This is a genomic window from Sphingomonas sp. (assembly GCF_036387535.1).
Lineage (GTDB): Bacteria > Pseudomonadota > Alphaproteobacteria > Sphingomonadales > Sphingomonadaceae > Sphingomonas_R.
In genome coordinates this window covers 1-10822 of sequence record NZ_DASVTO010000058.1, presented here as the reverse complement: position 1 = coordinate 10822, position 10822 = coordinate 1, and the positions used below count along the sequence as shown (strand labels likewise).

The 10822-nt window shown below is 67.3% G+C and carries 8 protein-coding genes; 4 read left to right on the top strand and 4 right to left on the bottom strand.

Annotated features, from left to right (window positions below):
• On the top strand, positions 1-878 hold an 878-nt coding region (locus VF649_RS04865), incomplete at its 5' end, for a WalW protein (protein ID WP_331010832.1).
• 86 nt (positions 879-964) lie between these two features.
• Here VF649_RS04865 and VF649_RS04860 read toward each other — a convergent pair.
• The gene (locus tag VF649_RS04860; RefSeq protein ID WP_331010831.1) at positions 965-2461 is read right to left on the bottom strand and encodes a lipopolysaccharide biosynthesis protein; all 1497 of its coding nucleotides are present in this window, start codon (positions 2459-2461) and stop codon (positions 965-967) included.
• A gap of 130 nt (positions 2462-2591) precedes the next feature.
• Here VF649_RS04860 and VF649_RS04855 point away from each other — a divergent pair, with 130 nt between their 5' ends.
• Both VF649_RS04855 and VF649_RS04850 read left to right on the top strand, forming a co-directional pair.
• Positions 2592-3767 carry a GNAT family N-acetyltransferase gene (locus VF649_RS04855; RefSeq protein ID WP_331010830.1) on the top strand — a complete coding sequence of 392 codons (1176 nt, stop codon included), beginning with the start codon at positions 2592-2594 and terminating at the stop codon, positions 3765-3767.
• Complete coding sequence (locus tag VF649_RS04850) at positions 3757-4617, top strand: transcriptional regulator (protein WP_331010829.1); 861 nt, start codon at positions 3757-3759, stop codon at positions 4615-4617. The genes VF649_RS04855 and VF649_RS04850 overlap by 11 nt, the downstream gene beginning before the upstream one ends.
• Positions 4618-4627: 10 nt before the next feature.
• Here VF649_RS04850 and VF649_RS04845 read toward each other — a convergent pair whose 3' ends face one another.
• Together VF649_RS04845 and VF649_RS04840 are read right to left on the bottom strand one after the other, a co-directional pair.
• The gene (locus VF649_RS04845; protein ID WP_331010828.1) at positions 4628-5554 is read right to left on the bottom strand and encodes a DUF808 domain-containing protein; all 927 of its coding nucleotides are present in this window, start codon (positions 5552-5554) and stop codon (positions 4628-4630) included.
• Positions 5555-5585: 31 nt separating this feature from the next.
• The gene (locus VF649_RS04840; RefSeq protein WP_331010827.1) at positions 5586-6425 is read right to left on the bottom strand and encodes a class I mannose-6-phosphate isomerase; all 840 of its coding nucleotides are present in this window, start codon (positions 6423-6425) and stop codon (positions 5586-5588) included.
• Positions 6426-6586: 161 nt separating this feature from the next.
• On the opposite strand from VF649_RS04840, the gene VF649_RS04835 reads away from it, so the two are divergent.
• Positions 6587-9403, top strand: a complete 2817-nt coding sequence (locus tag VF649_RS04835; RefSeq protein WP_331010826.1) for a PAS domain S-box protein — start codon at positions 6587-6589, stop codon at positions 9401-9403.
• Between the two features lie 94 nt (positions 9404-9497).
• Here the strand turns inward: VF649_RS04835 and VF649_RS04830 are convergent, their stop codons facing one another.
• Entirely contained in the window at positions 9498-10802 is a 1305-nt protein-coding gene (locus VF649_RS04830; protein ID WP_331010825.1) for an MFS transporter, read from the bottom strand.
• Positions 10803-10822 lie beyond the last annotated feature (20 nt).

The following is a 10822-nucleotide window of genomic DNA, read 5'->3' as shown; positions in this document are numbered from 1 at the left end:
GGTCGCAGCCCGTGCGCCGCGACGCCTGCGCCACCACCGCGATCCTCGCCCTTCCGGACGCCAATCGCCGCTTCGTCGATCGCGGGATCGTGCCGACCTATCTGGTCGACTATCCCGTGGTCGACACCCCCGCCAGCGCCGATGCGATGCGCGCCATGGTCGAAACCGGCGCCTGCGAAATCGGGACGCAGCTTCATCCCTGGGTCAACCCGCCGCATGAAGAACTGGTCTCCCCCGGAAACAGCTTCGTCGGCAACCTCCCGCGCGCGCTGGAACGCGCCAAGCTGCACGCATTGACCACGCAGATCGAACTGGCCACCGGCGTGCGCCCGGTCATCTACCGCGCCGGTCGCTACGGCATCGGCCCCAACACCGCGGACCTGCTGGTGGAGGCGGGCTACCGGCTCGACGTTTCGGTGCGTGCGCTGTTCGATTATAGCGATCAGACCGGCCCCGATTTCTCCCGCCACCCGATCCGGCCGTGGTGGATCGCCCGTACCCTGCTGGAAGTGCCGCTGACCGCCGGCTTCACCGGCACCTTGCGGCGCTGGCGCGGGCTGCACCGCCAGAACCTGTTGCGGGGTCCGCTCGCACGGCTCGGCCTGCTCAACCGCGTCGCGCTCACCCCGGAAGGCATGCCGCAGGTCGAGGCGCTCGCGCTGATCGACCGGCTGGTCGATGCCGGCATCATGCTGTTCAGCCTGTCCTTCCACACGCCGTCGGTCGTGCCCGGCCACACCCCCTATGTCCGTGACCAGGCCGATCTGGCGGCTTTCTGGCGCTGGTGGAATGCGGTGTTCGACCGTTTTGCGCAACACGGCGTCCTGCCCGCCACCGCCAGCGAAATCCTGGCCGCCGCCCGCCGCACAAAGGCGTAAGGCCGCAACAGTTTCGCCTGTGGCGCGGCCAGCGCGATCGGAACGCGCGCCGGCCCCCACGATCGACGCTCCGTGCCGACGCCCCCTTACCGCCTGAGCAGCCGCATCGCGTCCAGCACGGTGCCGCGCGCGAAGAGAAGCACCAGCCCCGCATAAACCGCCGCTCCGATCACGACCAGCGTCGCCAGTCGCGGAAACGCCGCGCCCAGGTCGAACGACCGATCCACCGCCGCCACGACCATCGCCATCGCCATCGCAGCCCCCAGACCGGGGGCAACCGCGCGCATCAGGCCGGCGGGACGGATGCCGATCACCGGCATCGCCAACGCGGCGGTCGCCAGCATCAGCAACGGCGCCCCCCACGCCCAGGCCGTGGCCAGGCCGACCCCGCCGCCCTGCGTCAGGATCCCGATCAGAAAGGCGCACGGCATGATGACCGCCCCGCACGCACTCACCTTCACCTGCACGCCCGGCTGGCCCAGCGCCGTCGCCGCGGGGGAGAACAGGATCTGCATCGCCAGCGCCGGCATCGCCAGCGCCACGATCCGCACCAGCGGCACCGCGCCCGCCCATTTGGCGCCCAGCACGGTGAGAATCATCGGTTCCGCCGTCGCCGCCAGACCCAGGCAGAATGGCGCCGCGATCAACATCACGATCCGGGCCGCCTTCAGGAAACCATAGGCCACCGCCGCCCGGTCGTTCTGGATGCGCGCATAGGCGGAAAAGGCGACGTCGTTCAGCGGCGGAATGAACTTCGACGTGATGATCTGCGCCAGGAACAGTGATGTTGTATACAGCCCGAGGTCATGCGGATCGAGCGAGCGCCCGCCGATCGCGACATCGGCCTGCGTCTGCACGAACCACAGGAACTGGCTGAGGATCATCGCCCCGCCGAACGCCCAGGTTCCGCCCATGTCCCGAAACCGGAAACTCGGCCAAACCAGTGCGCGCGCCGCGATCGTCATCCCGATCGCGCGCGTCCAGAACAGCGCGATCGGCGCCGCGACCAGTGTCCAGACGCCCGCCCCGCCCAGCGCACAGAGCAGCGCCGTCACCGCGCCGGCGATCGCGCTGGCGAAGTTCACCTGCGCCTCCCGCCGGAAATCCATCCGCCGCGCCAGCAGCGCGGAGGGCAGCGCGGTAAACGGAGTCGCCAGATAGATCAGCGCCTGCACACGCAACATCTGCGTCACCATCGGCTGCCGGAAATAGGCTGCGGCCAACGGTGCGGCCAGCACCTGCGCCGCCGCGATGGTGCCGTTCAGCAGCAGCAGCAGCCCGAACACCTGCCGCACCTTCCGCTGGTCCAGTTCCTCCGCCTGGATCAGCGCGCTCGCAAAACCGTATCCGCACAGCAGGTTGAGCAGCACCAGGATGCTCTGCGTCATTGCGAACAGTCCATAATCCGCGGGTTGCAGCAGGCGGATGACGAAAAAGGTCGCCGACCACATCACCATCTGCGCCGCGAACTGGCTGCCCGATCGCCACAGCACGGCGGTCATCACCCGCCGCGCGAAGCCCGTGGGGGCGCCCGCCTGCTCCTCGGCTCCGGTGATTCCCTGACCCTGCACGATCTCGTCCATAGCCTGCTTCTGCCGGTTACGGGTGCAGGAAGGATGAAGACCCGCCCGCAAAATCAAGCGCGCCCCGCAAAGGCGCTGGTAACGCTTCGCTCTTAGGATCAATGCGATTCGGGGGGCACGGCGCAGAATGTTGATCGACCGCATCACGGCCGCACCCGACGCCCCGGCGGCAACGGTGCTGTGCCTGGCCGCGGTCGATGCCGTGTGCGATCCCGCATTGCTGGCGGACTGGGCGACACTGGTGCCGCACGCCGCCGAAGCCAACGCCTTTGCCGAACCCTGGTTTGCTGCCGCATCCGCACATCTGCACGGCGCCGATGCGGTGCGGCTGCTGGTCGTGCGCCGGGCGGGTCGGCTGATCGGGCTGCTGCCGGTGGTGATCGCGCCGCGTTACGGCCGGCTGCCGATCGCGCATGTCCAGGGGCACAGCCATTATCACAGCTTTCTCGGCACGCCGCCGGTCTGCGCCGGGGAAGAGGCGGCTTTCTGGTCGGCGATCCTCGACACGCTCGATGCCGCGCGCTGGGCGAAGGGGTTGCTCCACCTGTGCGCCATACCGGACCAGGGACCGGTACACCGCGGGTTGATCGCCGCCGCCGCCGCCCGCGGCCGGCCGTGCGATACGGTCCACCGCCATGAACGCGCGCTGCTGGAAAGCCGGCTCTCACCCGCCGCTTACTATGAGCGCACGATCCGCAAGAAGAAGCGCAAGGAGTTGAAGCGGCTCGACCAGCGACTGTCCGAATGCGGCACCGTCACCACCCGCCATCTCGTACCGGACGACGATCTCGCCGCCTGGATCGACGCCTTCCTGCGCCTGGAGGCGTCGGGCTGGAAGGGGACGGCCGGCTCTGCGCTCGGTCGCCAGGCCGATACCGCCGCTTTCTTCCGTGCCGCGCTGACCGGCGCGCATGCCGCGGGACGGCTGGACATTCTGCGCATGGATCTGGACGGCGTGCCGATCGCGATGCTGGTCAACTTCCTGACCCCGCCCGGCGCTTTCTCGTTCAAGATCGCGTTCGACGAACGCTATGCCCGCTTTTCGCCCGGCGTGCTGATCCAGATCGCGAATCTGGATGTCCTGAACCGCGCCGATATCCTGTGGATGGATAGCTGTGCCGTCGCAAATCACAGCATGATCAACAGCCTGTGGGCCGAACGCCGCGCGCTGGTGCGGCTGTCGGTGCCGCTTGACGGACCGCGCCGGCGGTTGACCTTCGCGCTCTGCCGGCTGGCCGAACGCACTGCCGCCGCGATCCGCGCTCGCCGCCTGCCCACCCGTCCGGAGACCGACGATGCCGACTAATCCCGTCTTTCCGCCTGCCGCACGCGATGATTTCGCCGCGCTCTATCCCGAGCGACCCGGCCGGATCGCGCATGGTCTGGCCGATCATCCCGCGTTCCAGCTGGACGCGCTGGTCGCGCTGGCCAGCCGGCTCGCCCCCGATCAGGTCGAATATAATCGCGGCAACCTGCCGATCGGCGTCGATCCGCGCGACGATGTCGCAAATGGTCTCGACATCGCCGAAACGATCCGGTCGATCGAGGACAACGGCTCCTGGATGGTGCTGAAGTTCGTCGAAACCGATCCCGTCTACCGCACGCTGCTGCATGAGACGCTGGCGGAACTCCACCCCGTGGTCGGTCCCGCGACGGGTGCGATGCTGAAGATGGAAGGGTTCATCTTCATCTCCTCACCCGATGCTATGACGCCGTTCCACTTCGATCCCGAACATAATATCCTGCTGCAAATGCGCGGCACCAAGACGATGACCGTCTTCCCCGCCGACGATCCCACCATCGCCGGCCCGATCCAGCATGAGGTCTTCCACATGGGCGGGCACCGCAACCTGCCATGGCAGGACGCGTTTCTGGCCAAGGGCAAACCGGTCGATCTCGCCCCGGGCCAGGCGATCCATGTGCCGGTAAAGGCGCCCCATTTCGTGCGGAACGGGCCGGCGACCTCGATCTCCTTCTCCATCACCTGGCGATCGGCCTGGAGCTACCGCGAGGCGAGCGCCCACGGCATGAACGCGCTGCTGCGCAAGGCCGGGGTCGATCCCGCCATGCCCGCGCGCTTCCCCGCGCAGAATCATGCGAAATCGCTGGCCTATCGCGCGGTCGGCAAGCTCCGCCGGACGCTCCGACGCGATTGAACCTTCGCGATCAATGCTGGAACCGGTGCAGCACCGCGACGACGACACCCCCGATCACGATACCCAGCACGCCCGCGCACGCGGCCGACACGATCCACGACAACGCACCGCCGATCGCGGGCACCGCATGGCCCGCGGCTTCCGCCCAGCCATGCACCAGATGCGCGGGCGCGCTCAGCCCGAACGTCTCCAGCCCGTGCAGGATGATGCCGCCGCCCACCCACAGCATCGCAGCCGTGCCGATGATCGCCAGCGCCTTCATCAGCACCGGCATGCCCTTCACCAGCCCGCGTCCGACCGCCGCCACGCCGGCCGCCGGCTTGCGCGCCAGGTACAGCCCGATATCGTCCATCTTCACGATCAACGCGACGACGCCGTAGACGCCGACCGTGATCAGGACGCCGACCCCGGCGAGCGCCAGCGCCTGGTTGAGCAACGACTGATCCGCCACCTCGTTCAGCGCGATCACCATGATCTCGGCCGACAGGATCAGGTCGGTGCGGATCGCGCCGCTGACCTTCTGTTCCTCCAGCGCCTTGCTGTCGACCGTCGCCTCGGCATCGGCGGCCTCGTCATGCCCGCCGCCAAACGCCTCCAGCAGCTTCTCCGCGCCCTCGAAACACAGATAGGCCCCGCCGACCATCAGCAGCGGGTTGAGCGCCCACGGCGCAACCGCGCTCAACACCAGCAGCACCGGCAGGATCAGCAGCAGCTTGTTCTTGATCGATCCCTTCGCGATCCGTGCGATGATCGGCAGTTCGCGGTCGGGCGTGAACCCGACCACGTAACGCGGCGTCACCGCGGCATCGTCCACCACCACGCCGACCGCCTTCGTGCCGGCCCTCCCGGCCGCCGCGCCGATATCGTCCAGCGATGCCGCCGCCAGCTTCGTGATGCCGGCGATATCGTCCAGCAGGGCTACCAGTCCCGATGCCATTTCGTCCCCCCCTGTCCGGTCGCAACCGGCGTCAGCTCCAGATCGCGTCGTTCCGGCCCGGCCCGGTATAGGCGACCAGCAGGTCGGTGCCCGCGCCCAGCGTCAGCGCGGTTTCGCCGTCGGCCAGCCACACGCCACCTGCGGTGAAGTCCGCGTCGTCGATCGTGCCCGCCCCCGCCAGCGGCACCAGCCAGATCGGCCGGCCATCGCTGTACAGCGTGCCCGTGCCGGTGCAGGACCAGCGTTCCAGCACGAATTTCGGGCTGTCGGACAGGATCGTCCGGCCGGGCGCGATCGTCTCCGGCGTGTAGGGCGGCACATAGGGCACCGGATCGGACACCGCGACGCCGTCGTCCAGATGCAGCTCGCGATCGCTGCCATAATCATAGAGCCGGTACGTCAGGTCGACATTCTGCTGCACCTCGACCAGCGTCAGCCCGGGCCCGATCGCATGCACCGTCCCCGCACCCGAATAATAGAATTCGTCCTTCTTCACCGGATGCCAGACCACCTTGTCCTCGATCGATCCGTCGAGCGACGCGGCCCGCAGTTCGTCGGCGCTCATCGGCTCCTTCGTGCCGATCGCGATCGTCGCGGCCGGCTCCGCTGCCAGGATCACCCATGCCTCCTCCTTGCCGCGCGGATAGCCACGGGCCTGCGCCTGGGCATCGTCGGGATGCACCTGGATCGACAGTTTCTCGCTGGTGAACAGATATTTGACGAGCAGATCGGGATCGCCACCGCCCGGCTGCTGGAACCAGATCTCGCCTACCGGCGAACCACCCGGTGCGACATCGTCGAAGCCCGGCCACAGGTCCATCCGGCCCCATGGTTTTTCGACGCGCTTGGTTTCCAGGCGAACGGCGGGCATGCTCTTCTCCTTCAGCGACCCGGTCGGATCGAACTCGGGCGGAACCTACGGCCCCGCACTTCGGTTTCCAAGCCATTGCCGCTCCCGACGATCGCTTAACTTGCGTCAATAATCGAATGACGGCATCGCAAGGCGCAGGACTTCGCGAAGAGGCAGGGGGCATGGTTGATATTCCGGCGGGGCCATGGGCCACGGCTCCGCGATTGGCGGCGCTGGGCGCCTTTGGCATCCTTGATACGCCGCCCGAAACCGATTTCGACGATCTCGCGGCACTGGCTGCGGACATTTGCGATGCGCCGATCGCGCTGATCACCTTCGTCGACAATGAACGGCAGTGGTTCAAGGCGACCGTCGGTGTCGACGTGCGCGAAACGATGGCCGGCGATTCCTTCTGCATCCACGCCATCGCCGCCGACGACATCCTGATCGTGCCGGACGCGCGGCGCGACCCGCGCTTTGCCGACAATCATCTGGTTCGCGAGATGAACCTCGCCTTCTACGCCGGTATCCCGCTGCGCACCGACGACGGATTCATTCTCGGCACGATCTGCGTGCTCGATCATCGACCCCGCCAGCTGGAACCCGTTCAGCTCCGCGCGCTCGAACGCCTCGCGCGACAGGTGATGCGCCTGCTTGCGTTGCGCCGCACGGCGCAGGCCCAGCAGGAATCCGATCGCCGCTTCCGCAACATGGCCGATCATGCGCCGGTCATGATGTGGGTCACCGAACCCGATGGTGCCTGCACCTACCTCAATCAGCGCTGGTATGACTATACCGGGCAAACCGAAGCGCAGGCATTGGGGTTCGGCTGGCTGGGTGCCGTCCATCCGGATGACCGGGCGACGGTCGAACAGACCTTTCACACCGCCAACGCCGCGCATGCGCCGTACCGCGTCGATTATCGCCTGCGCCGCGCGGACGGCAGCTATCGCTGGGCGATCGACGCCGCCGCGCCGCGCTTCGACGGGAACGGCCAATGGCTGGGCTATGTCGGATCCGTGATCGACATCGACGAACGGCGCGAGGCCGAACAGGCGCTGCGCGACAGCGAAGCCTATGTCCGGCTGCTGCTCGATTCCACGGCGGAGGGATTTTACGCGATCGATCTCGACGGCCGGACCACGCTCTGCAACCCGGCCTTCCTGGCGATGCTGGGGTTCGACAGCGATACCGACATTCTCGGGCGTGATCTCCACGCGATCATCCATCACCATCATGCCGACGGCCGACCCTATGCCGCCGATCAATGTCCCATCTATGTCTGCGCCCGCACCGGGCGGCCTGCCCATGTCACGGACGAGGTCTTCTTTCGCGCCGACGGCACGCCGCTTCCGGTCGAATATTGGGCGCACCCGATCCTGCGGAACGGCCGGGTCGAAGGCGCGGTCTGCACCTTTCTGGATGTCACCGCGCGGAACGCGGCGGAACTGGCGTTGCGGGAAAGCGAGGCGCGGTTGCGCGCGCTCAATGCCGATCTGGAACGCCAGGTCATCGCTCGTACCCGCGAACGCGGCCGCACCTGGGCGGTGACGCCCGATCTGCTCGCCGTGCTTGACCGGTCGGGCAAGCTGGAGGCGGTCAATCCCGCCTGGACAGCGCTGCTCGGATGGGCGCCGGAACAGCTGCACGCCCTTTCCGCATTCGACATCATCCACCAGGACGATCGCGCCGCCGCCCGCACCGCGCTCACGATGATGGACCCGGATCAGCCCGTCATCGCGCTCGAAAACCGGCTCGCGCACTGCGACGGCAGCCACCGCTGGCTGGCCTGGACGATCGTGCCGGAGGAGAATCGCTTCTATTGCATCGCACGCGACATCACCCGCGAAAAGGCGCGCCAGGCGGATCTCGAACTGGCGCAGGAAGCGCTGCGCCAGTCGCAGAAGCTGGAGGCGATGGGCCAGTTGACCGGCGGCGTCGCGCATGATTTCAACAATCTGCTCACCCCGATCATCGGCAGCCTGGACATGCTGCAACGTCAGGGAATCGGCACGGAACGGCAGCAACGCATGATCGGCGGCGCGATGCAGTCGGCCGAACGCGCGCAGATGCTGGTCCAGCGGCTGCTCGCCTTCGCGCGACGCCAACCGCTCAGCCCCAGCGCCGTCGATGTCGGTGCGCTGATCGACGGCATGGCGGACCTGATCGCCAGCACATCGGGGCCGCAGGTTCGCGTCCAGGTCGATGTCGCTCCAGGCTTGCCGGCGGCGACCGCAGATGCCAACCAGGTGGAAATGGCGGTCCTCAATCTCGCGGTCAACGCGCGCGATGCCATGCCGGGCGGCGGCACGCTCACCATCGCCGCGGGTGCGGAAACGGTGTCCACCGGCCACCGCGCGAACCTGCCACCAGGCCACTATGTCCGGCTGGCGGTGTCCGACACCGGCGTCGGCATGGATGAAGCGACGATGGCGCGCGCCATCGAACCGTTTTTCTCGACCAAGGGCATCGGCAAGGGCACCGGGCTTGGTCTGTCGATGGTTCATGGCCTCGCCGCCCAACTGGGCGGGGCCCTCGCGATCACCAGCCGGCGCGGCCTGGGCACGCGCATCGAACTCTGGCTGCCGGTTTCGGCCGAGGCGTCGCTGCCCGCGGTGGCGCGGCCTGCCGGGCTCGCTGGTCGCTCCGCGGCGGGCACGGCGCTGGTCATCGATGACGAGGAACTGGTCCGGCTCAGCACCGCCGACATGCTGGTCGATCTCGGCTATACGGTGCTGGAGGCCGCCTCCGCGGAAGACGGGCTCCGCCGGATCATGGACGGTGCCGCGATCGATCTGGTCGTCACGGATCATCTGATGCCCGGCATGACGGGCGTCACGCTTGCCCGCACGCTGCGGACGTCCTGGCCGGACCTGCCGGTGCTGATCGTCTCCGGCTATGCCGACGTCGACAGCCTCGACCCGGATCTCCCCCGCCTCGCCAAACCCTTCCGCCAGGCCGAACTCGCCGCTGTCGTCGCGACGTTGCGCCGTGACTGACGCAGGCGCGTCGATCAGGCCCATCGTCACGGATGCCGCGGTGGACCATCCGTGACGGGGACCGTGGCCGCTCGGGCGGCAATCGCGATTGCCCTCAATCCTCCAGGATGCGGCTATGCTTGGCGGTGTCGCGCATGCGCAGATAGACGATGAGCGAGATCGCGATCATGCCGGTCACATACCAGTAGAAGCCGCGCTCCCAGCCCAGATCCTTGAACGTCAGCGCAACATATTCCGCGGTCCCGCCGAAGATCGTGTTTGCCAGCGCATAGGGCAGCGCGACGCCCAGTGCGCGGATATGCGCGGGGAACAGTTCCGCCTTCACCACCGCATTGATCGAGGTATAGCCGGTGACGATCACCAGCGCGCCCATCACCAGCAGCCCGGCGATGATCGGATCGCGGGTCGTCTCCAGCGCGGTGAAGATCGGATAGGTCAGCAGCACCCCCGCCACCCCGAACCCGACCATCAGCGGCTTGCGCCCGATCCGATCGGACAGCCCGCCGGCGACCGGCTGGATCAGCATGAAGAGGAACAAGGTCGCGGCATTGATCTGCGACGCGGTTTCCCGGCTGAACCCCGACGTGTTCACCAGGAACTTCTGCATGTAGATCGAATAGGCATAGAAGGCGAGCGTCCCGCCCGCGGTCAGCAGCATCACGACCGCCGCCTCGCGCGGATGGCGGGTGAACAGTTCCACGAAACCGGATTTCGGCGCGCCTTCCGCCTTGGCCTTGGCATAGCTTTCGGTTTCGGCCAGCCCACGCCGGATATAGAAGACCACGATCGCCAGCACCCCGCCGATCGCGAACGGGATGCGCCATCCCCAGGCGTCCAGATCGGCCTCCGCCATTGTCGACTGCAGGATCAGCAGGACGCAGATCGCCAGCAGCTGGCCCGAAATCAGCGTCACATATTGAAAGCTGGAGAAGAAACCGCGCCGGTCGCGCCCGGCCATTTCGGACAGATAGGTGGCGCTCGCGCCATATTCGCCGCCCACCGACAGGCCCTGCATCAGCCGCGCGATCACCAGGATGGTCGGCGCCAGCACGCCGATCGTCTCATATCCCGGCGTTACCGCGATCAGCAGCGACCCCGCGCACATCAGCGTCACCGACAATGTCAGCCCCGCCTTGCGGCCCCGGCGATCGGCGTAGATCCCCATGATCCACGCGCCGATCGGCCGCATCAGGAACCCGACGGCAAAGATCGCGGCCGCGCTCAGCAATTGCGCGGTGCGGTCGCCCTTCGGAAAGAAATGCGGCGCAAAATACAGGGTGAAGGCGGAATAGACATACCAGTCATACCATTCGACCAGATTGCCGGTCGACCCACCGATGATCGATTTCAGCCGGTGTCGGCGATCGGGTGCGTTCGGATCGTTGGCGATGCTGGTCATCCGTCTCTCTCCCGCGGTCT